This window comes from Bradyrhizobium sp. AUGA SZCCT0182 (assembly GCF_018130185.1).
GTDB lineage: Bacteria > Pseudomonadota > Alphaproteobacteria > Rhizobiales > Xanthobacteraceae > Bradyrhizobium.
In genome coordinates this window covers 1-23,746 of sequence record NZ_JAFCLY010000047.1, presented here as the reverse complement: position 1 = coordinate 23,746, position 23,746 = coordinate 1, and the positions used below count along the sequence as shown (strand labels likewise).

Here is a 23,746-nt window from a genome sequence, read left to right as displayed (position 1 = left end):
AGATGCCTGTTGAGTTGGGTGACTGCGACGCGTCGCGCCGAGGAGCTAATTCGGCGACCGGCTGTCCTAGGACAGTTGCGCAGATGCTGCCGCGATGCGCCGGCAGGCCTCCATGAGTTCTGCGGCCGACGTTGCGTAGGAGATGCGGAAATACGGCGCGAGGCCAAATGCCGAGCCGGGAACGACCGCGACGCCGACGGCGCGCAGTAGATATTCCGCAAAGGCCGTGTCGCTCGTGATGATGCCGCCGTCAGGAGCCTTCTTGCCGATCAGACCCGCGCAACTGGCGAACGTATAGAACGCGCCTTCGGGCACGCGGCAGGTAATGCCCTCGATCGCGTTCAATGCGGAAACGACGAGATCGCGACGCTCCTGAAACGACCTGCAATGGTCGCGCACGATCCCTTGCGGACCGTTGAGGGCTTCCACGGCCGCGGCCTGGCTGATCGATGATGGGCAGGACGTCGATTGGCTCTGCACGATGGCCATGGCGCGAATCAGCGCGCTTGGCCCGCCGGCGTAGCCAATGCGCCAGCCGGTCATCGCATAGGCCTTGGAAACACCGTTGACCGTCAGGATGCGGTTGCGAAGCCCCGGTTCGATCGCGGCCGGTGTGACAAAGCGGAAATCGTCGTAGACGATGTGCTCATAGATATCGTCAACGATCAGCCAGACATGCCGGTGTCGCGACAGCACGTCGAGCAGCGGCCGATAGTCAGCTTCGCGATAGGCGGCTCCGGTGGGATTCGATGGCGAATTTAGCATCACCCATCGGGTGCGCGGCGAGATCGCCGCTTCGAGATCGCCGGCGGTGAGCCGGAAGCCGTTGGCTTCCGAACACGGCACCAGAACCGGCTTGCCGCCTGCGATGAGGACGATATCGGCGTAGCTCACCCAGAATGGTGTCGGGATGATCACCTCATCGCCCGGATCGAGGCTGGCCATCATCGCATTATAGAGAACCTGCTTCGCACCGCTGGAAACCGTGATCTCGTCCTGGGTGAATTCAAGGCCGTTGTCGCGCTGGAACTTGGCGCGGATGGCGGATTTGAGTTCTGGCGTTCCGTCGAGCGCGGTGTATTTGGTCGCGCCGTCGTGCATGGCGCGCGCCGCCGCGTCCTTGATGTGAGCGGGCGTGTCGAAGTCGGGCTCTCCGGTCCCGAGGATGATGACATCCTTGCCCTGGCGCTTCAGATCGGTGGCGAGGCCGGTAATCTTCAGGATTTCCGACACCCCGATCGATGAAAGCCGGGAGGCCGGGCGGAAATGCGATGATGTCGGAAGCGGCGCGTTCACGGCGATTTCCATTCAATCCACGTCGAACTTGACGCCCTGGGCGAGCGGCAGCGTGCGGCCATAGTTGATCGTGTTGGTGGCGCGGCGCATGTAGGCCTTCCAGGCATCCGACCCGGACTCACGTCCGCCGCCGGTTTCTTTCTCGCCGCCGAATGCGCCGCCGATCTCGGCGCCTGAGGGACCGATGTTCACGTTGGCGATCCCGCAATCGGAGCCGCGCGCCGACAAGAAGGCTTCTGCCTCGCGCAGATCGTTGGTGAAGATCGAAGACGATAGTCCTTGCGGAACGGCATTGTGCAATTCGATCACCGCATCGAAGTCGCTGTATTTGATGACATAAAGGATCGGCGCAAAAGTCTCGCGCTCGACCGTTCCGGTCTGTCCGCCGATCTCGACCAGCGCCGGGCGGACATAGAAGGCCGTGCCTGCGCCTGCGACGGCGACGCGGTCGCCGCCGACAATGGTCGCCCCGGCGGCCTTGGCTTCGCCGAGGGCGCGCTGCATCGATTCATAAGCGAGGCCGTCGATCAGAGGGCCGACCAGATTGCCGGTGAGGGGATTGCCGACGGAAACGGACTGATACACCTTCTTCAGGCGCGGCACGAAGCTGTCATAGACGCTCTCGTGAACGAACAGGCGGCGCAGCGTGGTGCAGCGTTGGCCGGCCGTGCCCATGGCCGCGAAGGCGACGCCGCGCAGCGTCAGGTCGAGATCGGCGGTCGGCGTGACCACCGCCGCATTGTTGCCGCCGAGCTCCAGAATGGCGCGGGCGAAACGCTGCGCGAGCTTCGGCGCGACGGCGCGTCCCATCGCGGTCGAACCGGTCGCCGAGACCAGGGGAACCCTGGTGTTGTTGACGAGGGCCTCACCGATCTCGCGCCCTCCGACCAGCACGGCAGACAATCCGTCGGGCGCTGCGCCGCCATCGGCCTTGAAGCGCTTCAGGGCGCGGGCGAACAGCGCGTCGGTCGCCAAAGCGGTGAGGGGCGTCTTTTCCGACGGCTTCCAGACGATGCTGTTGCCGCAGACCAGCGCCAGCGCGGCATTCCATGACCAGACCGCGACCGGGAAATTGAACGCCGAGATGATGCCGGTGACACCGAGCGGATGCCAGGTCTCCGCCATCCGGTGCTCGTGGCGCTCGGTGGCGATCGTCAAGCCGTAGAGCTGCCGGGAAAGCCCCACGGCGTAGTCGCAAATGTCGATCATCTCCTGCACTTCGCCGAGACCTTCGGACTCGATCTTGCCCGCCTCGATGGAAACCAGCCGGCCGAGCGCGCGCTTGCTGGCGCGCAACTCTTCGCCGAGCAGCCGCACCAGTTCACCGCGCTTGGGAGCAGGGATCAGACGCCATTGCAGGAAAGCCGCATGAGCTTTTTCGATCGCCGAGGTCGCGCCGGCGGCGTCGATCTCTCTGACATGCGCCACGGTTTCACGGGTGATCGGGGTTCTCGCGACCAGCGTGCCACCGGTATAGCTGACAGGTTCGACACCGAGTTCAATCAGAAGCGCGTCGACGTCGGCCTTGAGCGAGAGGTCTTTGGTTTTGGCGGATTGTTTGTCTGACATGAGGGGCTCTTTCCGAGGGCTCGCGTTGATTTCAGAGAAGGCGGCTGTCAGCGATTGGCTTGAGACGTCACCATCGTTCTCCGTCAGGGGCCGGAAGGCGATGTCCCGCCTCATAGAGAGGACAATGGTCCGGCATTTTCAAACGATAGAAGTTCAATAAGTCATTCCAGCGCTGAATGACCATGGGCCAAATCCAAAACGGCTGACAGTTGCGGATGAGTCGCAGACCCGACCTTGTCAGAGCGTGACGCTTCAGCGGTCTGGCGCCGTTTCCAGAAGAAGCCATTCCCGGAAGGCAACAAGTGGCGGATGGGACGCCCGGTCGGTCGGCCAGACCAGATAATAGGCCTCGGCGCTTTTCATCGGCAGATCGAGCGCGCGCACCAGCTTGCCGGTGCTCAACTCCTCCTCGATGAGAAATTCGGGAAGCAGCGCGACGCCGAGCCCGGAAATCGCCGCCTGGGAAGCGGTGGCGAACTGGTCCAGCAGCATGCCATGGACGGCATGGGCATCCACGCCGTGCAGCGTCAGCCATTGTTCCCACGCGTCGGGGCGCGTCGTCAGGTGCAGAAGAGGGGCCTTCCGCAGGTCGCTTGCTTGCTTGAATCCATAACGCTCCCGCAGCTCGCCGCTGCAGGCGGGGATCACGGTCTCCGACCGCAGCAACGCCAGTTCACCCCCTTGCCATTCCGGGCGCCCGAAATGGATCGCGGCGTCGACGGGCTCCAGCCTGAAGTCGAAATTCGATAGCCGCGTGACCAGGTTGATGGTGATGCCGGGGTTGCCCGCGAGGAATTTGGGAAGCCGCGGCGCCAGCCATCGGGTGCCGAAGGTCGGCAGGATCGCCAGCGTCAGCGTGCCGCCGAACGGATTGGCGCGTAGATTGAGTGAGGCGGTGCTGATCTTGCGCAGGGCGTCGCGGATCTCGCGGGCATAGGCGTCGCCGCCCACGGTCAGGCGGATGGTCTGCCGCTCGCGATGAAACAGCTCGACCTCGAGCTGCTCTTCCAGCGCCTTGACCTGACGGCTCACCGCGCCTTGCGTCAGCGACAGCTCTTTTGCCGCGGCCGTGATGCTTCCGGTCCGCGCCGCCGCTTCAAAGGCGGACAGCAGAGGCAGCGATGGCAAAAAGCGGCGTGGGCCCTGCACGTCATTCTCCAGCCGAATGAGGTCTTGACCAAACATGACTTGGCCCGGCGCTGCTGGCAACGCTAGATTACCGCCCGGCCTCGCAGTCACGCATTCGGCATGTCTTCCAACGGTCAGCATCTTACTTGCCGAAATGGAATGAACCAGTCAACGCGCCTCGAAAAGCCAGACCTTGCGGGCGGCAACAGACGAGGACGTCGCAGACGATGCTAGATAACGCCAGATCCCACGGTCTCTGGGAATTGACCGCGCCGGCGGCGCCTGAAACGGCTGAGTTACGCGGATCGATCAAGGTCGATACCGCCATCGTCGGTGGTGGATATACCGGTCTCTCGGCCGCTCTCCATCTCGCCGAGGGCGGCGCCAAAGTCGCATTGCTGGAGGCGGTGGAGATCGGCTTTGGCGGGGCCGGCCGGAACGTCGGTCTGGTCAATGCCGGTATGTGGGTGATGCCGGACGTGCTGCCCGACATGCTCGGCGACGATTACGGCGAGCGTCTTCTCGGATTGCTGGGCGACGCCCCGAAGCTTGTGTTCGATCTCATCGACCGTCATCGCATCGAATGCGAAGTCGAGCGTGCCGGCACGCTGCATTGCGCCGTCGGCGTCAAAGGGATGAAGGAACTGGAGGCGCGCGCAGCCCAGTGGAGCCGCCGCGGCGCGCCGGTGGAGTTGCTGAACGCCGCTGACACCGAAGCGAAAATTGGCTCCTCGGCTTACGCCGGATCGCTGTGGGATCGGCGCGCGGGCACGATCCAACCCCTGGCCTATGCGCGGGGTCTTGCTCGCATCGCTTTGAATGCCGGCGCGAAGATATTCACCCGTAGCGCGGTTATCTCCGCCGCGCGAATGGGCGGCAAATGGAAGCTGCAAACTGCTGATGGCAGCGTCGTCGCCGATCGTGTCATCGTGGCGACCGATGCCTATGCGACGGGCCCTTGGTCCGAAGTTACGATGGAGCAGGTCCACCTGCCTTATTTCAACTTTGCCACCCAGCCGCTGTCCGACAACATCCGTGCGTCCATTCTTCCCGAACGGCAGGGGGCTTGGGACACCAATGAAGTGCTGAGTTCGTTTCGTTTCGATCGTGCCGGCCGCCTCGTGTTCGGAAGCTGTGGCGCGCTGCGTGGGACCGGTGCGGCGGTTCACCGATCCTGGGCAAAGCGGGCGCTCAAGAAGCTTTTCCCGCAAATCGGCGACGTCAGATTCGAATCTGAATGGTACGGCCTGATCGGAATGACCGACGATAACCTGCCGCGATTCCACAAGCTCGCTGAAAACGTGATCGGCTTCAGCGGCTACAACGGGCGCGGCATTGCGCCCGGCACGACCTTCGGACGCCTGTTGGCGCTCCACACGCTTGGACAACTCGACGAGAAAGATCTGCCGCTGCCGGCGTCGTCGCCGACCAAGCCCAACTTCCGGAACGCCAAATCGACCTACTACGAGGTCGGGGCACAGCTCCTTCATCTGGTCCAGGCGCGGCGGTAGGTCCCGCCATCGAATTTCGGAATTCCGAAGAATAGCAAAAAGATCACATCGGAAATTAGTTGACGATAGGAAACTTTTGATCAAAGGTGGGCGCGCGGTCTGGATCCAATCTGACTCTCCAATCCGGGATCCAGACCTCAGCAGGGGACAGGCATGACGGATGGCGCCGTTTACGCTCTGGAGACACGCGGCCTCAGCCGCGAGTTCGGCGGCTTCTTCGCTGTCAATAGCGTCAACTTCCGCCTTGCCCGCAACAGCATGCACGCCGTCATCGGCCCCAATGGGGCTGGCAAGACCACCCTGTTCAACCTTCTGACGAAATACCTTCCGCCTTCGGCCGGTACGATCCTGCACGACGGCCATGACGTCACCCGCCTCAGCATGCCGGCGATGGCCAAGCGCAGCGTGGTGCGCTCCTTCCAGATCTCGGCAGTGTTCGCCGGGCTGACCGTCCGCGAGAACGTCGAACTCGCTTTGCTGCCTGAGCATGGTCTCGCCTGGAATCTGCTCGGCCGGATTTCGCGCCATCGTGGTGTGCTGGATCGCGCCGATGCGTTGCTCGCGCGTTTCGGCCTGTCGGAATATGCCGAGACGATGGCAGGCAGTCTTTCCTATGGCCGCAAGCGCGTGCTCGAACTGGCGACGACGCTTGCGCTCGAACCCAAGGTGTTGCTGCTCGACGAGCCGATGGCGGGGCTCGGCCACGAAGATATCGGGCGCGTGACGCAATTGATCCGCGAGGCCGGCCGGGGCCGCACGGTGCTGCTGGTCGAGCACAACATGAATGTGGTCGCCGAACTCGCCGACACGATCACCGTGATGGTGCGCGGCGAAGTGCTGGCGGAAGGAAGCTATGCGGAGGTCTCCTCGCGCGCCGACGTGATGGCCGCCTATACGGGGCAGGCGCATGCCTGAGATCCTCACGGTCGGCAACCTCGAGGCCTGGTACGGCGAGTCCAAGGTCCTGCACGGAATGGATTTCAGTGTCAGGGCGGGCGAGGTGGTGACGCTGCTCGGCCGCAACGGCGCCGGCAAGACCACAACGCTGAAGGCGATCATGGGCCTGCTCGACAAGCGTTCGGGTTCGATCGCGCTCAACGGCCGTGAGATCATCGGCGCCGCGCCCTATGACATCGCGCGCAAGGGTATCGCTTTCTGTCCGGAGGAGCGCGGCATCTTTGCGAGCCTGAGCGTGCGCGAAAACCTGCTGCTGCCGCCGAAGGTCGTTACCGGCGGCATGACGGTCGCGCAGATCCTGGAGCTGTTCCCGAACCTGAGGGAGCGGCTCGACAGCCAGGGCACGAAGCTGTCCGGCGGCGAGCAGCAGATGCTGGCGCTCGGGCGCATTCTGCATACCGGCGCGCGCATCCTGCTGCTCGACGAGCCGACCGAGGGCCTGGCTCCCGTCATCATCCGCCAGATCGGCCGCACCATCACCGAACTGAAGACGCTCGGCTTCACCATTCTCCTGGTCGAGCAGAATGTCGGCTTCGCCGCCGGTCTCGCCGACCGGCACTACATCGTGGAGCTCGGCCGCATCGTCGAGGAAATCCCGGGTGCGGCGTTCGAAGGCAGGCTCGGTTCGCTCAAAAGCTATCTCGGACTCTGACCGAAAGGGCATCATGACCACGATCCTTGGCGTCCCTTCCGCGGTCCTCTATGGCCAGCTTCTGCTCGGGCTGATCAACGGCGCCTTCTACGCCATGCTGAGCCTTGGCCTCGCGGTGATCTTCGGCATGATGAACATCGTGAACTTCGCCCACGGGGCGCAGTACATGATGGGCGCGATGGGCGCGTGGTTTCTGCTCAATTATCTCGGCATCGGCTATTGGTGGGCGCTGATCCTGGCTCCGCTCGCCGTCGGCGCGATCGGCATCGTGATCGAGATGCTGCTGCTGCGACGCCTTTACAAGCTCGACCATCTCTACGGCATGCTGCTCACCTTCGGTCTTGCACTGATGGTGCAGGGCATGTTCAGCGACTGGTTCGGCTCTTCGGGCCAGCCCTATTCGATTCCGCAGGCGCTGATGGGTGGCAGCCATCTCGGCTTCATGTTCCTGCCGAACTACCGGGCCTGGGTGATCGCCGCTTCGGTCGTGATCTGCCTCGGCACCTGGTACGTTGTCGAGCGGACCAAGCTTGGCGCCTATCTGCGCGCCGCGACCGAAAACCCGATGCTGGTTCAGGCTTTCGGTATCCGCGTCCGGCGCATGATCACGCTGACCTACGGCGCCGGCGTTGCGCTTGCCGCACTGGCTGGCGTTCTGGCCGCGCCGATCTACCAGGTCAGCCCGCTGATGGGAGCGGATCTCTTGATCGTCGTGTTTGCGGTGGTGGTGATCGGTGGCATGGGCTCGATCATGGGCTCGATCCTGACCGGCTTCCTCGTCGGCATCATCGAGGGCCTGACCAAGGCCTTCTATCCCGAAGCCTCGACGACGGTTGTCTTCGTGGTGATGGCGGTGGTGCTGCTGATCCGCCCGGCGGGGCTGTTCGGATCGAAGCCCGAGGCCGCGCAGGGGCAACCGCAGTCGAGCCTGTCGGCGCCGGCGCCGTCAGCGCGTACGCAAAGCCTGATCTTCCTGACGGTCGCCGCCTGCCTCGCGGCCGCGCCGATCATCGTTTATCCCGGCTTCATGATGAAGGCGATGATCTTCGCCCTGTTCGCCTGCGCCTTCAACCTGGTCGCCGGCTATGGCCGGCTGGTTTCGTTCGGCCACGCCATGTTCCTGGGCTCGGCCGGCTATGTCTGCGGCCATGTGGCGAAGACCTGGGGGCTGCCTCCTGAACTCGCCATTCTGGCCGGAACGGCAACCGCGGCCGTGCTTGGCTTTGTCTCGGGCTGGCTCGCCATCCGCCGCAGCGGCATCTACTTCGCCATGGTGACGCTGGCTTTCGCGCAGATGGTCTATTTCGTCGCGCTGCAGGCGCCCTTCACCGGCGGCGAGGACGGGCTGCAGGCGATTCCGCGTGGCATGCTGTTCGGCCTGATCGACCTTTCGCGGCCCGCTAACCTCTACACGTTCGTGCTGGCGATATTTCTCGGCGGTTTCTTCCTGATCATGCGCCTGGTCGGCTCGCCGTTCGGGCGCGTGCTGAAGGCGATCAGCGATCACGACGCCCGCGCGCAGTCGCTCGGCTTTGATACGAGCCGCTACAAGCTCGTTGCCTTCACGCTCTCGGCGGCGCTGGCGGGGCTTGCGGGTTCGACCAAGGCGATCGTCAGCCAGATCGCCAGCTTGACCGACGTGCACTGGTCGATGTCGGGCGAAGTATTGCTGATGACGTTTCTCGGCGGCGTCGGCACGCTCTACGGCCCACTCGTCGGCGCCTTCATCGTCGTCGCCATGCAGAACTATCTGGCGGCGTTCGGACAATGGGTCACCGTCATTCACGGCCTGATCTTCGTCGTCTGTGTGCTCGCCTTCCGGCGCGGCATCGTCGGCGAACTGATCGAGTTCTGGCATCGCCGGCGCCGGGCACCAGCGGCGACACAAGCCGTACTTCGCAAAGTGGCCGTCGCGACGAAGGAATGAGACGTCTCGATAAGAAACTTCGTCATCCGGGGAAGTGGAACAGGACCGAACCAAACCCCGCTCGGAAGAGCGGATCCGACAACAGGGGATAGATCATGCGAAAGATGCCTTCCAGACTCTTGTGTGGTGTAGCCGCCGCGCTCTGCCTCGGCGCCATCGCCGGCCAGGCCGCAGCCCAGGTCAGCGACGACGTCGTCAAGATCGGCGTGCTGACCGACATGTCCGGCCAGTATTCCGACCTTAACGGGCCAGGCTCGCTGCTGGCGGCGCAGATGGCGGCAGCGGATTTCGGCGGCAAGGTTCTGGGCAAGCCGATCGAAATCATCGGCGCCGACCATCTTCAGAAGGCCGACGTCGGCGTCGGCATTGCCCGGCGCTGGATCGAGAACGAGAAGGTCGACGCGATCTCAGACGTCACCAACAGCGCCATCGCACTTGCGGTACAGCAGTTGACGCGCGAGACCAGCCGCGTGGCGTTGTTCGCGTCGCCCGGCACGACGGAGTTGACCGGCAAGCAGTGTTCGCCCACCGGCTTTCACTGGGTCTACGACAATTATTCAAACGCGGTCGGACCGCTGAAGGCGCTGATCGACAAGGGCAACGATACGTTCTTTATCGTTACCGCCGATTTCGCCTTCGGGCATTCGCTCGAGAAGATCGCGAGCGAAGCGATCAAGGCGAATGGCGGCAAGGTCCTGGGCAACGTCCGCCATCCCTTCGGCGCAGCCGATCTCTCGTCTTTCCTGCTGCCGGCGCAGGCATCGAAGGCGAAGGTCATCCTGCTTGCCACCGCCGGCAAGGATATGACGACGGCGATCAAGCAGGCCAACGAGTTCGGCATCATCGCGGGCGGGCAGGCCATCGCCGCGCCGGTCGTGTTCATTACGGATGTCAACGCGCTCGGCCTGCCGACCGCGCAGGGCATCTCGTTTGTCGAGGGTTTCTACTGGGACCAGAACGACGAGACGCGCGCCTTCGCCAAGCGCTTCTTCGAGACCCGCAAGGCCATGCCGACGTCGGTGCAGGCCGGCGTCTACTCCTCGATCACGCACTATCTCAAGGCGATCCAGGCCGCGGGCACCGATGAGGCCAAGGCCGTCGCCGCCAAGATGCGCGAGTTGCCGGTCAACGACTTCTTCGCCAAGGACGGCAAGGTGCGCGAGGACGGCCGCATGGTCCACAACATGCTGCTGGTCCAGGTCAAGAAACTTTCCGAATCGAAGCAGCCATGGGACTACTATAATGTCCTGGCTACCGTTCCCGGCGAGCAGGCCTTCCAGTCTCTTGCCCAAAGCGAATGTCCGCTCGTCAAGAAGTGAGGCAAGGTCCCGGCGGCGACGGCCGCCGCCGGGACCTTACTTCCGCGGAAAAAAAGGGAGAAAGCCGCGATGAAGAAGACTGCGACGCGATCGTCGCTGAGGGAGGCCACGGCAACAGTGGTTGTACCGGCCCGCTTCTCGGCCGACGCCGCGCCGGCCGAGGGAAGCGATGACCTCGGTCACAGGTTGAAGCGGTTACGGATCGACAAGGGGTGGACGCTGAAAGAGGTCAGCGAGCGCACCGGCGTCGCGCGCTCGACCCTGTCGAAGATCGAGAACGGCCAGATGTCGCCGACCTACGACGTGCTGCAGAAGATCACGCGCGGCGTCGATCTCGACATCGTCGAGCTGTTCGATCAGCGCCGCCAGAATGCGCCGTTCGGCCGCCGCAGCGTCACGCGCACCGGCGAGGGCAAGCCGCACCGCACCGACACCTATGATTACGAGGTGTTGGCGACCGACCTTTCGCAAAAGCATATCCTGCCATTCAAGGCGCGGATCAGGGCGCGCAGCCTCGACGAGTTCCCCGGCTGGGTGCGTCACGAGGGCGAGGAGTTCCTGTGCGTTTTGTCCGGCTCTGTCCAGGTCTTCACGGAATTCTATGCCCCCGTCACGCTCGCGGTTGGCGACAGCACCTATTTCGACAGCAAGATGGGCCACGCCATCGTGTCGATCAGCAAGGAAGATGCCGAGGTCATCTGGATATGCACCGGCATCACCGCACTCTCATGATATTGTAGGACAGGAATAAACCCGATGCTGCGCAGCTACTCCGCTGCCGACGTCCATGCCGCGCTCGGCTATCCCGAGCTGATCGAGGCATTGCGCGAGGCTTTCAAGCGCGACGGCGAGCCGATGCCGTTGCGGCAGGCCTATGAAGTCGGCGTCGATGGAGCGCCGGCCCGTCTTCTGACGATGCCGGCCTGGATCCGCGGCGAAGCCGTCGGCGTCAAGCTCGTCACGGTGTTTCCGCAAAATGCCGAGCGCGGTCTCGGTGCGGTGTCGTCGCTTTATTTCCTGCTCGACGGCCAGACCGGCCAGCCGCGCGCGACGATCGACGGCGAGGCGCTGACCAATCGCCGCACTGCCGCTGCGTCAGCGCTCGCATCCAGCTATCTGTCGCGCGCGGACAGCCGCACGCTGCTTATCGTCGGAACCGGCCATGTCGCGCGTCATCTCGCCGCCGCTCACCGCGCTGTGCGTCCGATCGAGAAAGTGATGGTATGGGGACGCAATCCGGAGCGCGCGCGGGCTCTGGCCGACACGCTTGTCCGGCAGGACGCGAACGCAGTTCCGGTGACTGACCTTGACCTGGCCTTGCCGCAGGCCGACATCGTGAGCTGCGCCACGACGTCGACCGAGCCACTGGTCAAAGGCGCGCTGCTGCGGCCTGGAACCCATCTCGACCTGGTCGGTGCCTTTACGCCGCAGATGCGCGAAAGCGATGACGCGGCCATTTTGCGCTGCCGCGTCTTCATCGATACCTATCCTGGCGCGCTCGCCGAAGCAGGAGACCTGCTACAACCGATTGCCGCCGGCCGCTGGAGCGCCGACAGGATCTGCGGCGATCTGCATGAACTGACAAGTGGCGCGAAAGCCGGCCGCCTTGACCGCGACGAAATCACCCTGTTCAAATCGGTCGGCGCGGCGATCGAGGATCTTGCGGCCGCGAGCCTGCTGGTGAACGAGGCCAATCCGAACTCACGCGCGCAGCCTCCCGAGTGAGGGTGTGCGGCAACGAGGCCTGACCATGTCGACGCAGGAAAAGCCTGGCTTCTGCACGCTCTGCCGCTCCCGCTGCGGAACGATCAATGTCGTCGAGAATGACAGGCTCGTCGCGGTGAGGCCGAACCCGGCCCATCCGACCGGCAAGGCGCTATGCCCAAAGGGCAGGGCCGCGCCGGAGATCGCGCATTCGGCCCGCCGCCTGAAGACGCCATTGCGACGCACCGCGCCGAAGGGCGCCGCCGATCCCGCCTTCGTGCCGATTTCCTGGGACGAGGCGCTGACCGAGATCGCCGAGCGGCTAGGGCGCTACCGCGAGGAGACCGGGCCGGAATCGGTCGCGTTTGCGGTAACCTCAGGCTCTTCGTCGTCGACATCAGACAGCCTCGACTGGATCCAGCGCTTCATCCGCGGCTTCGGCAGCCCGAACAATTGCTTCTCCACCGAGGTCTGCAATTGGCACAAGGACCACGCCCACGCCTTCACCTTCGGGTGTGGCCTGCCCACGGCGGATTATCGCAACTCCGAACTGATCCTGCTCTGGGGGCACAACCCCGCCAATGTCTGGCTTGCCCAGGCAGAAGCAATCAGCGCCGCGCGGGCGAGGGGCGCCAGGCTTGCGGTGATCGATCCGCGCCGGACCGGTTCAGCGCGCGATGCCGATCTGTGGCTGCGTATCCGCCCGGGCACCGATGCGGCGCTGGCGCTCGGTCTTGCGCGCTGGCTCATCGTCAAACGCGCCTACGACGCCGACTTCGTGCGGCACTGGACCAATGCGACCTTCCTGATCCGCGATAGCGACGGTTGCTTCCTGCGCCCCGGCGATATCGGCCTTGAAGGCGAGGGCTTTCTGGTCTGGGACGCGGTCGCGGGCAAAGCAGTGCCGGCCGAGGGCGGGCTCGCGGCTGCCGCGCTCGAAGGATGCTTCGATGTGAGCGGCCCTCAGGGCCCGATCGCCTGCCGCACCGGTTTCGATCACTATGTCGCGGCAGCCGAACCCTACGATCCCGCGACGGTCGAGCGCATCACCGGCATCCCGGCGGCGCAAGTTGAGGAACTCGCGGCTGCGATCTCGAAGGCATCATCGGTCTGCTATCATGGCTGGACCGGCCTCGGACAGCACACCAATGCCTCGCAGACCGAACGCGCGGTCGCAACGCTCTATGCATTGACCGGCCATTTCGATGCGCCGGGCGGCAATGTCAGGATGCCGAGCCTTCCGGTGCCGTCGCTGCATTCCATGGCGATGATCCCACCGGAGACGCGCGCACGCACGCTCGGGCTATCGGCGCGGCCGCTCGGGCCGCCGGCCGACGGCTGGATCACCTCCAGCGATTTCTACGACGCAGCGCTGACCGGAAAACCTTACCGCGTGCGCGCGCTGTTCGCGTTCGGCTCCAATTTGCTGGTGTCGCATCCGGCGCCCGAACGCGGACGAGAGGCGCTGAAGGCGCTCGACTTCCAGGTCCATTGTGATCTGTTCCTGAACCCGACAGCCGAGATGGCTGATATCGTGCTGCCGGTGTCGAGCCCGTGGGAGCATGAGGCATTGCGGCTCGGCTTCGAAATCTCGCCCGAGGCGCAGGAATTGGTGCAGCTCCGTCCGCAGATGATTCCGCGGCAGGGCGAGGCCCGTTCGGATATGTGGATCGTCTTCCAGCTCGCCAAGCGGCTCGGCATGAGCGAACTGTTCTTTGGCGGCGATGTCGAGAAGGGGTTTGAGCATCTGCTCGCCCCGCTTGGCCTCGATCTCGAAACGCTGCGGGCAAGGCCCGAAGGCATTCGCGTGCCGCTCAAGCATGGCCATCGCAAATACCAGACGACCGGCTTCGCCACGCAGACCGGCAAGGCCGAGCTCTATTCGGAACTGCTGCATCGCCATGGCTATCCGGCGGTACCGCGTTTCATCGAGCCGGCCGAGCGCCGCGATGACGCGTTTCCGCTGACGCTGTTTTCCGCCAATAGCGGTTATTTCTGCCACAGCCAGCATCGCGGCATCAACGCGCTGCGCCGCAAGCGCGCCGAGCCGACCGCCGAGATCCATCCCGAACTCGCCCGCCGCAAGAATATCCTGGAGGGCGACTGGATGTTGGTGCGCAGTCGCAAGGGCACGATCCGGATCCGCGCCGCTTTCAACGACGCGCTCGCGCTGGATGTGGTAGCGAGCGACTATGGCTGGTGGCAGCCTGCGCCGGATCTCGGCCTGCCGGGCTATCTGCCGGACGAGACGCGGCCTCTCGGCGCCAGCTTCAACACCATCATCTCGGAACACGGGCGCGATCCGCTCAGCGGATCTTTGGCGCTGCGCTCCTTTACCTGCGACGTCGAGCGTGACGAGAGCACCGCCTGGCAGGGCTGGCGCTCATTCGTCGTCGCGGAGCGCCGCGAGGAATCTGCCGATGTGGTGGGGCTGACATTGCGGCCGGTCGACGGTGGGGCGCTTCCGGCATTCCGGCCAGGCCAGTATGTCGGCGTCCGGATTGGCGAGGCGATCCGCTCGTATTCGCTGACCGGGGCAGCGATCCCGGCACCCGATGCCTATCGTATCGGTGTCAGGCACATCGAGGGCGGGCAGGTGTCGACGGCGATCAGGCACGATCTCGCACCTGACGACACCGTCGAATTGCAGTCACCGAAGGGTGGCTTCGTGCTGCCGCTGCGCAACGAGTTTCCGGTCGTCCTGATTGCCGGCGGCATCGGCATCACGCCGTTCCTGTCCTATCTCGACACGCTCGAGGGCGCCGCCGAGGAGCCGCAGGTCACGCTGCATTATGGCTGCCGGGATGGCGCAAGGCGCCCGTTCTATCATCGGCTCGAAGCGCTGCGGCAGCGGCTGCCGAATCTCACGCTGGTCACGCATCTGACCCGCCCACAGAGCGGCGACCGTTTTGATCGGCTCGGCCGGTTCACCGTGTCGGATATCGACGCGGAATTGCTGCGCAAGCGCGCGCGCATCTACATGTGCGCATCCGATGCGATGATGGAAGAGGTCGCCGCAGGCCTGCAGGCGCGCGGCGTGCCGGTCTTCGAGATTTTCAAGGAGCGCTTCCGCTCGCCCCCGCCGCCTGCGCTCGATGGCCTCATGTCGCGCCAAATTCATTTTGCCCGCTCTGGACGCACATTGAACTGGTCGCCGCAGGCGCCGCTGGCCAGCATTCTCGCGGTGGCCGAAAGCGCGGGCATTGCGATTCCAAGCGGCTGCCGTGTCGGCCAATGCGAGAGCTGCGCCGTGCCGGTAAAGACCGGCGAGGTTCGCCATCTCGTCGATTGTTCGGAGTTGGATGAGGGGCATTGCCTGACATGTCAGGCCGTTCCACTTTCCGATCTCGTCATCGACGCATGACTCACGAGCAAGACCGACGCCTCCGATCATCAGCCCATCCTTTGGCTGATTGAGCAAGTTGCTCGCCACTCCTGCGATATTGTGAGGGTCTTCAAGGCCAATGCGCCGCCGCGCTCCCGGTCGATTGCGCCATGCACCACCATACACTGACCAGCCGGGCTCGAGCGCGAGTGCTCCCCCGCAATAAAATCCATGCACCCGGCCCCCTTTCATCAAAGCGACACATATGTCATTATAGAAATACAAATGATCGAAGCCGGGTTTTGAAGCGCCGGCTCACTGGACCGCTGAGGGAGGATCACCCGTGAAGAAGATTGCATTCATTGCGGCATTGTTCGGGGTTTTGGCGTTGGCCGCGCCCGCTCAGGCGGCGCGTGTCGAGGTGCAATGGTGGCACGCCATGAGCGGCGTCCTGGGCGAACGGCTCAGCGAACTGGTCGAGAAATTCAACGCATCGCAGGATAAATATACCGTCGTGGCGGTCGCCAAGGGCAATTACGACGAAGTGACCAATGGCGTGATCGCGGCCTATCGTGCCAAGCGGCCGCCGGAAATGGTGCAGATCGCCGAACGTGGCTACATGACCATGCTGCTGTCCGGCGCCGTGGTGCCGGTGCAGGAACTTCTGGACCAGAAGGGCTACAAGGTCGACTTCTCCGACTTCATCAAGCCGGTGGCGAGTTTCTGGAGCTACAAGGGCCGCATGTCGGCGATGCCCTTCAACTCCTCGACGCCGATCTTCTGGTACAACAAGGACCACTTCCAGAAAGCCGGCTTCGACAAGCCGGCCGCAACCTGGCAGGAGCTGGAGACACAGCTCTACGCCATCAAGGCCAAGGGCGTCAGTGAGTGTGGCACGGTGCTGCCGGGCGACTTCTTCTGGAGCCTGCTGGAAAACTACAGCGCCATCAACAACCAGCCCTACGGTACGTTGGCCAACGGCTTCGACGGACTTGGCACCGAATTCGTCTACAACAAGACCAAGGTGGTCTCGCAAGTCGCGCGCCTGAAAAAATGGCTCGATGATGGCGTCCTGCAGATTGCCGGGCAGGGCTTTAGCCCGGAACAGTTGTTCACCTCCGGACGCTGCTCGACCTTCGTCAATTCGACCGCGTCGCACGGCAATATCGAACGCAACGCCAAGATCAACTGGAGCGCCACCTTCCTGCCGCACGAGAGCGATATCAATCCTCCGCTCAACAGCACCATTGGCGGTGGCGCCATCTGGGTGATGAAGGGGCACACGCCGGAACGCTACGACGCGGTCGCCGCCTTCCTCGATTTCGTCGCCCAGGCGGAGACGCAAGTGTGGTGGCATGGCGTGACCGGATATGTCCCGGCGACCAACAAGGCCTATGCGCTGGCGCGCGAGCGCGGCTATTATAAGGAGCATCCGACACGCGAGATCGCGGTGCTGCAACTCTCGCGCGGCACGCCCAATGACAATTCGCGCGGCTTCCGCTTTGGCAATTTCGTGCAGACGATGCTGGCGCAGCGCAGCGAGGTCGAAGCGGTGTTCACCGGCCAGAAGCAACCGCAGCAGGCGATGGATGACGCCGTCAAGCGCGGCAATGAGATCCTGCGCCAGTTCGAGAAGCTCAACGCCGGAAAAGGCACCGAGTGGGCTCCCGAGACGAAATGAAGGCAAGTGCGCCGATCGCAACTTCGCCGATCTGGCCAGAAGCGCCGGCAGACCCACCTTCCGGCTTGGCCAGATCGCAGCACAAGTCGCCCGGCGAAACTGCCGCCGGGCGTAGCGCGGTGACGGAACGGGCCAGTAAGGCGCGGACGCCCAAGCGTGGCCAGCCTGATCGGGAACCCGGACTGAAGCGAGCGAATTTCGGCCGCGGCGCCGGCCTGCCGACGCTATTGCTGCTGCCGCAGGTGTTGATCCTGGTGTTCTTCTTCTTCATCCCGTCGCTGCGGGCGCTGACGCAGTCCGTCCTGTTGAGCGATCCGTTCGGCACCACCGTCCATTTCGTGTGGTTCGACAACTTCAAGGCGCTGTTTGCGAGCGGCGAGTATCGCCAATCGCTCGTGACGACGGCCTGGTTCACGGTGGCGCAGAACGTGATTACGCTGGCGATTGCCGTCGTTCTGGCATTCGCCACCGACCGGGTGGTGCGCGCACGATCGGCCTACCGGACCCTTATCCTGCTGCCCTATGCGATCGCGCCCGCGATCGCCGGCATCCTGTGGGCGTTCCTTTTCAACCCGGTCGTCGGCCCGCTCGCACACATGTTGCACGCGCTCGGGATTTCCTGGGATCCCAATCGCAATCCAAACGACGCGCTGTGGCTCGTGATCATGGCCGCGTCATGGAAGCACATCTGCTACGACTACATCTTCCTGGTGGTCGGCCTGTTGGCGGTGCCGGTCTCGCTGATGGAAGCCGCCGCCGTCGACGGCGCCGGACCGATACGGCGGTTCTTTCTCATCGCGCTGCCGATGCTCGGGCCGACTATCTTTTTTCTCGCCGTGATGAATTTTATCTACGGCTTCTTCGAAACCTTCGCGATCATCGATGCCGTCACCCATGGCGGGCCGGCCGGCGCGACCAACATCCTGGTCTACAAGGTCTTCGTCGATGGCTTCATCAACCTCGACCTCGGCTCCTCGGCGGCGCAGTCGGTGCTGTTGATGACCTTCGCGCTGATTTGCACGCTGCTGCAATTCCGCTATTTCGAACACAAGGTCAATTACGGGGTCTGACCGCATGGTGGAGCGCGCACCCATCCTCGATATGATCTGCCACGCGATCCTGATCGCCGGCGCGATGTTGGTGTGCGTGCCGCTCTACTTCGCGTTCGTCGCGGGCTCGCTGACGATCGCCGAGGTGCAGAAGGTGCCGCTGCCGTGGCTGCCGGGCGATCAGTTTCTTGCCAATCTGCAAACGGCCTGGGTCAAGGCCGACTTCAGCCGCAGCTTTCTCAATTCCATTGTGGTGGCACTCGGCATCACTGCCGGAAAGATCGTGGTGTCCTTGCTCTCCGCCTTCGCCATCACCTATTTCCGCTTCCGCTACCGGATGCTGGCGTTCTGGCTGATCTTCATGTCGCTGATGCTGCCGATCGAGGTGCGGATCGTGCCGACGTTCGAGGCGGTGGCGAACGCCGCGCTGCCGCTGCAGTGGCTCGCCGATATGCTGCATGTTGCCGATCTCTGGAAATGGATCAGCGGCCACGATGTGGCGATTGCGCTGGAATGGAACATGGTCAACACCTATCCGGGGCTGATCCTGCCGCTGATCGCGTCCGCCACTGCGACCTTCCTGTTCCGACAGTTCTTCCTCACCGTGCCGGATGAGTTGTGTGAGGCGGCAAGGCTCGATGGCGCCTCGCCGCTGCGGTTCTTCTGGAGCATCCTGCTGCCGCTGTCGGTCTCGAACATCGTCGCGCTCGCGATCATCCTGTTCCTGTTCGGCTGGAACCAGTATCTGTGGCCGCTGCTGTTCACCACCGACAAGGACATGGCGACCGCCGTGATCGCGCTGAAGAATTTGATCCCGCGCTCCGACAGCGAGCCGGCCTGGAACATCGCCATGAGCGGCGCGCTGCTAGCGATGCTGCCGCCGATGCTGGTGATTTTGCTGTTGCAGCGCTGGTTCCTCAAAGGGCTCGTTGACAGCAGTAAATAGGGGACTCATCATGGTTCTTATCGCCGGACACCGCGGCGCCCGCAACCTTTGGCCGGAGAACAGCCTGCTCGGCTTTCGCAATCTGCGTGGACTTGGCGTTGACGCGGTCGAGTTCGATATTCATCAGAGCGTCGATGGTTCGCTGGTCGTCATCCACGATCCGCTGCTCGATCGCACCGCGCATGACGCCGGGCCGGTCGGCGTTCGGACGCTGAAACAACTGACCGCCATCCGTCTGCGCGAGGCCGGCGAAGAATGCATCCCAACGCTCGATGCCGTGCTCGACGTGTACAGCGACTCACCGCTCGAGCTTCACATCGAAATCAAGACCGACGCCTTCGGCAATCCCTATCCGGGAATCGAAGGGCGGCTCATCGAGGCGGTCAAGCGGCGCGGGCTGGAGCGGCGCGCGGTGCTGACCTGCTTTGTCCCCGACGTGATCACGACGTTGCGGAGGCTGTCGCCGCAGGCGCGGGTGCTGGCCTCGCTGGACCGCAGGTCGGCGGAAATGATGGGCGGCATCTCGCCGGCGTTCGACCGTCTCGCCGCGATACCCGATTGCATCGTGGCGGTCGAGAAGTCGCTGCTGACGCTGACCCTGCCGCTCGCCCTGAAAGTCTTCGGTCGCGAACGGCTCGGTGCCTGGGTGACGAACGAGCCGCAGGACATCGCCCACTGGCTCGCCCAGCCGGTGCGGCAGATCACCACTGACCGGCCCGATCTCGCCGTGAATATCAGGCGCGAACTGACGTCCGCGTCTGTGCCGTCATGAGCGGCATCACGATCCCGCGCCGGCGATTCCTCGCAGGCTCATTGGCCAGTGCCGCGATGGCCGCGCCATTCGGGATCGTGCGCGGTGCGCCGGTGGCGTTCAACGCGGACCCATATACGCTGGGCGTAGCCTCCGGCTGCCCGCGCGAGGACCGCGTCATTCTGTGGACACGGCTCGCGCCCCGACCGCTCGAAGAGGGCGGCATGCCGCCTGCGCCGGTCGAGGTCGAGTGGCAGGTCGCGGAGGATGAAGGATTTGCGCGCATCGCCACGAAGGGCGTCGTGCAGGCGACGGCGGAGCTCGCGCATTCGGTGCATGCCGAGGCAACAGGCCTGCGGCCGGGCCGCGTCTACTGGTACCGGTTTCGCGCCGGTGCGGCGGTGAGCCCGGTCGGGCGTACCCGCACCGCGCCGGCCGCGGGCAACAGCCGCTTCCGCTTCGCCTTTGCCTCCTGCCAGCAGTACGAGCAGGGCTATTTCGCAGCTTATCGCGACATGGCGGCGCGCGATCTCGATCTGGTCGTGCATCTCGGCGATTACATCTACGAAAAGTCCTGGGGCTCGCGTCACGTACGTCAGCACGGCGTCGGGATTCCGACGTCGCTTGCCGAATTCCGCAATCGCTACGCGCTCTACAAATCCGACGCCGACCTGCAGGCGGCGCACGCCGCGTTTCCGTGGTTGTCGATCTGGGACGACCACGAGGTCGCGGACGATTACGCCAATGACCGCTCCTACACGACGCGCGATCCGGAGCAGTTCATGAAAGTCCGCGCTGCCGCCTATCAGGCCTATTACGAGCATATGCCGTTGTCGCCATCCGCCCGCCCGCGCGGGCCGAATGCGACCATCTACGAGCATTATCGTTTCGGCGACATGCTGGACATCATGCTGCTCGACGACCGGCAGTACCGGTCCGCGCCCGCCTGTGTGAAGGGAGGGCGCCCGACCACGGTGCCGGACTGTCCGGAACGAACCGAGGAGGAACGCTCCATGCTCGGGCGGCCGCAGGAGCAGTGGCTCGACGCACGATTGCGCGACAGCCGCGGGCGCTGGACCGTCGTGGCGCAGCAGACTCTGATGTCCGAAAGCAAGCGCAAGGCGGACGATGGCAACCGCTTCTGGATGGATGGCTGGGACGGCTACCCCAATGCCCGCCGCCGGCTGCTCGATTCGATCGTGTCGCACAAATTGCGCAACCCGGTCGTCATCGGCGGCGACCGCCACGCTTACTTTGCCGCCGACCTCAAGCGCGATTATTCGCAGCCGCATGAAGCGGCCATGGCGACCGAATTCGTCGGCACCTCGATCTCTTCCGAGGGGCCGAGCGAAAGCAGCGTGGCCAAGGCGCTCGCCGACAATCCGGCCCTGACCTATGCGCGGGGCGACAAGCGTGGCTATGCGACCGTCGAACTCGATGCGCGATCGTGCACGGTCGGTTTCGAGGCGCTCGACGACGTCAAGGACGTGAACAGCGGTGTGCGCCGGCTCGCGACCTTCGTGGTCGAGGATGGTGCGCCCGGCGTGAAGGCAGCCTGATGCCGGTATCCGCCAGGACGGATCTGATGGCGCTGATGCGCGGCGCCGAGCCGGTGGTGGCGGAGGCGGCTGCGACGCTGGTCGCGATGCAGCGCGCGCCGCTTGCGACCGCACGCAAGGAACTGCGTGATATCGTCACCGACGCCGACCTTGCCGCGGAAAGGATCGTGATCGACGGACTAAGATCGCTGACACCATGGGCGGCGATCCTGTCGGAGGAAAGGGGTTTTAGCGGCAACACAAGCGGACCGCGCTGGATCGTCGACCCGCTGGACGGCACCGTGAACTATGCCTCCGGGCTGCCGTGGTATTCGGTCAGTGCGGCCTACCATGATGGCGAAGAGGCGCTGGTCGGCCTGGTTCAATCGCCGCTGGCCGATGTCTGCGCCCGCTACGTGCAGGGCGCGCTTGCCACTGTAAACGGTGAACCCGTGCGGGTGTCGAGCACGCGTTCGCTTTCCGATGCGGTGGTATCGGTGATCTTGACCTCGCATTATCAACCCGACGAGGTGCGGATGGCCGCTGCCATTATCGAGCGGCTCGGCTCGGCGGTTCGCGGCGTCCGCATCGTGGTCTCGGGCGCGCTCGAGATGACATGGATCGCGGCCGGCCGGCTCGACGCCTTCGTGTCGATCAAGGCCGATCTCGTCTCGCACGCCGCCGCGATGCCGCTGGTGCGCGCAGCGGGCGGACGCGTGACCACGATCGCGGGCGAGGCTTCGCAGTTTGACGATTTGCAAAAGATCGCCTCAAATGGTCACATCCATGACGAGCTTTTGCGGTTGCTCGAGGAGATTACGCTTTGAGTGACCAGACCATCCTGCGGGTCGCCTGGCTCTATTACATGGAGAACCTGACCCAGGCCGAGATCGGCGAGCGGCTCGGACTGACGCGGGCGCGCGTCAACCGCATGCTTTCGGAGGCGCGGCACAGCGGCATCGTGAGTATCAGGCTGAACTCGGCGTTCGCAAGTTGCACCGAGCTCGAACATCAGTTGCGGCAGCAATGCGGGCTCGACGACGCGGTGGTGATCCCGAGTCCGGAAAATCCCGAACTGGTGGCAAGCCTGATCGGAATGGCGGCGGGCGCCTATTTGTCGAAATTCCTGGAAGAGAAGAAACCACGCACCATCGGCATCGGCTGGGGCGCGACCTTGCGCGAAACCATCCGCCATGTGACGCCCGCGGAGTATCCGGATCTCTGGATCGTCTCGATGATGGGCGGGCTCTCACGCGGGCTCGAACTCAACACTTTCGAGATCGCAGGCGAGCTTGCGCGTCGGCTGCACGCCAAGTGCAGCTATCTGGCTGCCCCGATCTATGCCAGCAGCCGGAGATCGCGTGACACCTTCATGGCACAGGAGGTCTATGCGGAAGTGTTAGACCGCGTCGAGCGGATCGATCTTGCGCTGCTCAGCATGGGCGACCTCTCGCCGCGTTCGCTCCTGGTGCGGCACGGGCTGCCGCCCGATGTCGGCATCGAGGATCTGCGCGCCGCCGGCGCCGTCGGTGACGTGCTCGGCCAATATCTCGAGCAGTCTGGCCGGCAGATCAACCACGGCATCAATTCGCGCGCCATCGCATTGCCGATCGAGAAGCTGGCACGGGCGCCGACCGTGATGCTGATTGCGGGCGGGACCAACAAGGTGCCGGTCATCGCGGCGGCGCTGCAGGGGCGGATCGGCAAAGTGCTGGTGACGGATGAGAAGGCCGCCGCCGGCGCGCTCAAGTTGATCGGCAAGCGGCGGTGAGCATGTTTCCCATTGCGGAAGCGGCGTGTGCACGATGTGTGCCCGGGAGATCAATGAAAATCCAGAAGCCATCGAGAGCAGCCTGAATTGAGCGCTTCGACCCATCTCTCACGTCGTCCCGGCGAAGGCCGGGACCCATACTGCGTGATCTCTCGATGAAGCTCGGTAGCAGTCACCATTCGCAAAACTTCTCCCTGTGGTTATGGGTCCCCCAATGCGCAATTGCGCATCTGAGCTCAAGGCCGAGACGACGGCGGTGTTTGTTGTTGCGCCATCATCCAAAACGCAGTTTCACATTCTCGCGGCGCGTTGCGCCCGAGCTTTGCCAGAAACTTCCCGCCCTCTCGTAAGAGGGCGCAGGGAAGACCGGGTGCGCGCTGCACCCGCGGTCTCGCGTGCGGTTTGCACAAAACAAAATGCACACGAGCATACAGGGCAGCGGTGAACACCCGGCTTTCCCTGCGCAGTGGCTTTACGGCTTATGCCGTGATCTCCCCGGAGACGAGTTCTTGGTTGACTCCGTCGCTGCCGTTCCCGCTTGCGCTTCTCCGACAGCTTGACACCTGCAACGGGTGCCAGGACCACACGGTTTTGCCGTACGCTTATCCACGCCGTCGTCGAG

At 64.0% G+C, this 23,746-nt stretch carries 18 protein-coding genes and 1 pseudogene; 16 read left to right on the top strand and 3 right to left on the bottom strand.

Annotated elements, in window-relative coordinates:
• Positions 1–66: 66 nt before the first annotated feature.
• The 3 genes from JQ611_RS34020 to JQ611_RS34010 all read right to left on the bottom strand — a co-directional run bounded on the left by JQ611_RS34020 (position 67) and on the right by JQ611_RS34010 (position 4,050).
• Positions 67–1,296 (bottom strand): pyridoxal phosphate-dependent aminotransferase, encoded by a 1,230-nt coding sequence (locus JQ611_RS34020; protein WP_409411317.1) that lies wholly within the window; start codon positions 1,294–1,296, stop codon positions 67–69.
• Positions 1,297–1,308: 12 nt separating this feature from the next.
• Positions 1,309–2,865 (bottom strand): aldehyde dehydrogenase family protein, encoded by a 1,557-nt coding sequence (locus tag JQ611_RS34015; RefSeq protein ID WP_212467926.1) that lies wholly within the window; start codon positions 2,863–2,865, stop codon positions 1,309–1,311.
• Between the two features lie 252 nt (positions 2,866–3,117).
• The gene (locus JQ611_RS34010) at positions 3,118–4,050 is read right to left on the bottom strand and encodes a LysR family transcriptional regulator (RefSeq protein ID WP_212467944.1); all 933 of its coding nucleotides are present in this window, start codon (positions 4,048–4,050) and stop codon (positions 3,118–3,120) included.
• 170 nt (positions 4,051–4,220) lie between these two features.
• Here JQ611_RS34010 and JQ611_RS34005 point away from each other — a divergent pair, with 170 nt between their 5' ends.
• From JQ611_RS34005 to JQ611_RS33935, 16 genes and pseudogenes are all read left to right on the top strand, one after another.
• Complete coding sequence (locus JQ611_RS34005) at positions 4,221–5,504, top strand: FAD-binding oxidoreductase (protein ID WP_212467925.1); 1,284 nt, start codon at positions 4,221–4,223, stop codon at positions 5,502–5,504.
• A gap of 153 nt (positions 5,505–5,657) precedes the next feature.
• The gene (locus JQ611_RS34000) at positions 5,658–6,419 is read left to right on the top strand and encodes an ABC transporter ATP-binding protein (RefSeq protein WP_212269152.1); all 762 of its coding nucleotides are present in this window, start codon (positions 5,658–5,660) and stop codon (positions 6,417–6,419) included.
• Positions 6,412–7,113 carry an ABC transporter ATP-binding protein gene (locus JQ611_RS33995; protein WP_212467924.1) on the top strand — a complete coding sequence of 234 codons (702 nt, stop codon included), beginning with the start codon at positions 6,412–6,414 and terminating at the stop codon, positions 7,111–7,113. The genes JQ611_RS34000 and JQ611_RS33995 overlap by 8 nt, the downstream gene beginning before the upstream one ends.
• A gap of 13 nt (positions 7,114–7,126) precedes the next feature.
• Positions 7,127–8,002: pseudogene (locus tag JQ611_RS42840) on the top strand (branched-chain amino acid ABC transporter permease); the annotation flags it as partial.
• 138 nt (positions 8,003–8,140) lie between these two features.
• A complete protein-coding gene (locus JQ611_RS42835; RefSeq protein ID WP_312012323.1) occupies positions 8,141–9,040 on the top strand; it encodes a branched-chain amino acid ABC transporter permease in 900 nt (299 codons plus the stop codon).
• A 95-nt stretch (positions 9,041–9,135) separates the two neighbouring features.
• On the top strand, positions 9,136–10,359 hold the full coding sequence (locus JQ611_RS33985; RefSeq protein ID WP_212467922.1) for an ABC transporter substrate-binding protein: 1,224 nt from the start codon (positions 9,136–9,138) through the stop codon (positions 10,357–10,359).
• A gap of 69 nt (positions 10,360–10,428) precedes the next feature.
• Complete coding sequence (locus JQ611_RS33980; protein ID WP_212269148.1) at positions 10,429–11,091, top strand: helix-turn-helix domain-containing protein; 663 nt, start codon at positions 10,429–10,431, stop codon at positions 11,089–11,091.
• A 24-nt stretch (positions 11,092–11,115) separates the two neighbouring features.
• Positions 11,116–12,084: an ornithine cyclodeaminase family protein gene (locus tag JQ611_RS33975; protein WP_312012315.1), complete on the top strand. Its 969-nt coding sequence runs from the start codon at positions 11,116–11,118 to the stop codon at positions 12,082–12,084.
• A gap of 25 nt (positions 12,085–12,109) precedes the next feature.
• Positions 12,110–15,427, top strand: a complete 3,318-nt coding sequence (locus JQ611_RS33970; RefSeq protein WP_212467921.1) for a molybdopterin-dependent oxidoreductase — start codon at positions 12,110–12,112, stop codon at positions 15,425–15,427.
• Positions 15,428–15,731: 304 nt separating this feature from the next.
• Positions 15,732–17,069 (top strand): extracellular solute-binding protein, encoded by a 1,338-nt coding sequence (locus JQ611_RS33965; protein WP_312012313.1) that lies wholly within the window; start codon positions 15,732–15,734, stop codon positions 17,067–17,069.
• A gap of 119 nt (positions 17,070–17,188) precedes the next feature.
• Entirely contained in the window at positions 17,189–18,139 is a 951-nt protein-coding gene (locus JQ611_RS33960; RefSeq protein ID WP_312012312.1) for an ABC transporter permease subunit, read from the top strand.
• 4 nt (positions 18,140–18,143) lie between these two features.
• A complete protein-coding gene (locus JQ611_RS33955; RefSeq protein ID WP_212467919.1) occupies positions 18,144–19,064 on the top strand; it encodes an ABC transporter permease subunit in 921 nt (306 codons plus the stop codon).
• A 10-nt stretch (positions 19,065–19,074) separates the two neighbouring features.
• Positions 19,075–19,836, top strand: coding sequence for a glycerophosphodiester phosphodiesterase family protein (locus JQ611_RS33950; RefSeq protein ID WP_212467918.1), 762 nt, complete (start codon positions 19,075–19,077; stop codon positions 19,834–19,836).
• A complete protein-coding gene (locus JQ611_RS33945) occupies positions 19,833–21,374 on the top strand; it encodes an alkaline phosphatase (RefSeq protein ID WP_212467917.1) in 1,542 nt (513 codons plus the stop codon). Before JQ611_RS33950 ends, JQ611_RS33945 begins: the two co-directional genes overlap by 4 nt.
• Entirely contained in the window at positions 21,374–22,180 is an 807-nt protein-coding gene (locus JQ611_RS33940) for an inositol monophosphatase (protein WP_212386144.1), read from the top strand. Before JQ611_RS33945 ends, JQ611_RS33940 begins: the two co-directional genes overlap by 1 nt.
• Positions 22,177–23,124 (top strand): sugar-binding transcriptional regulator, encoded by a 948-nt coding sequence (locus JQ611_RS33935; protein WP_212269141.1) that lies wholly within the window; start codon positions 22,177–22,179, stop codon positions 23,122–23,124. The genes JQ611_RS33940 and JQ611_RS33935 overlap by 4 nt, the downstream gene beginning before the upstream one ends.
• Positions 23,125–23,746 lie beyond the last annotated feature (622 nt).

Excerpts from the sequence above, each read along its gene's own strand:
- JQ611_RS33975 (WP_312012315.1), top strand. The coding sequence starts at position 11,116 with ATGCTGCGCAGCTACTCCGCTGCCGACGTCCATGCCGCGCTCGGCTAT.
- JQ611_RS33985 (WP_212467922.1), top strand. The coding sequence starts at position 9,136 with ATGCGAAAGATGCCTTCCAGACTCTTGTGTGGTGTAGCCGCCGCGCTC.
- JQ611_RS33940 (WP_212386144.1), top strand. The coding sequence starts at position 21,374 with ATGCCGGTATCCGCCAGGACGGATCTGATGGCGCTGATGCGCGGCGCC.
- JQ611_RS33945 (WP_212467917.1), top strand. The coding sequence starts at position 19,833 with ATGAGCGGCATCACGATCCCGCGCCGGCGATTCCTCGCAGGCTCATTG.
- JQ611_RS42835 (WP_312012323.1), top strand. The coding sequence starts at position 8,141 with ATGATGAAGGCGATGATCTTCGCCCTGTTCGCCTGCGCCTTCAACCTG.
- JQ611_RS33970 (WP_212467921.1), top strand. The coding sequence starts at position 12,110 with ATGTCGACGCAGGAAAAGCCTGGCTTCTGCACGCTCTGCCGCTCCCGC.
- JQ611_RS34000 (WP_212269152.1), top strand. The coding sequence starts at position 5,658 with ATGACGGATGGCGCCGTTTACGCTCTGGAGACACGCGGCCTCAGCCGC.
- JQ611_RS34005 (WP_212467925.1), top strand. The coding sequence starts at position 4,221 with ATGCTAGATAACGCCAGATCCCACGGTCTCTGGGAATTGACCGCGCCG.
- JQ611_RS33955 (WP_212467919.1), top strand. The coding sequence starts at position 18,144 with ATGGTGGAGCGCGCACCCATCCTCGATATGATCTGCCACGCGATCCTG.
- JQ611_RS33950 (WP_212467918.1), top strand. The coding sequence starts at position 19,075 with ATGGTTCTTATCGCCGGACACCGCGGCGCCCGCAACCTTTGGCCGGAG.
- JQ611_RS33980 (WP_212269148.1), top strand. The coding sequence starts at position 10,429 with ATGAAGAAGACTGCGACGCGATCGTCGCTGAGGGAGGCCACGGCAACA.
- JQ611_RS34010 (WP_212467944.1), bottom strand. The coding sequence starts at position 4,050 with ATGTTTGGTCAAGACCTCATTCGGCTGGAGAATGACGTGCAGGGCCCA.
- JQ611_RS33995 (WP_212467924.1), top strand. The coding sequence starts at position 6,412 with ATGCCTGAGATCCTCACGGTCGGCAACCTCGAGGCCTGGTACGGCGAG.
- JQ611_RS34015 (WP_212467926.1), bottom strand. The coding sequence starts at position 2,865 with ATGTCAGACAAACAATCCGCCAAAACCAAAGACCTCTCGCTCAAGGCC.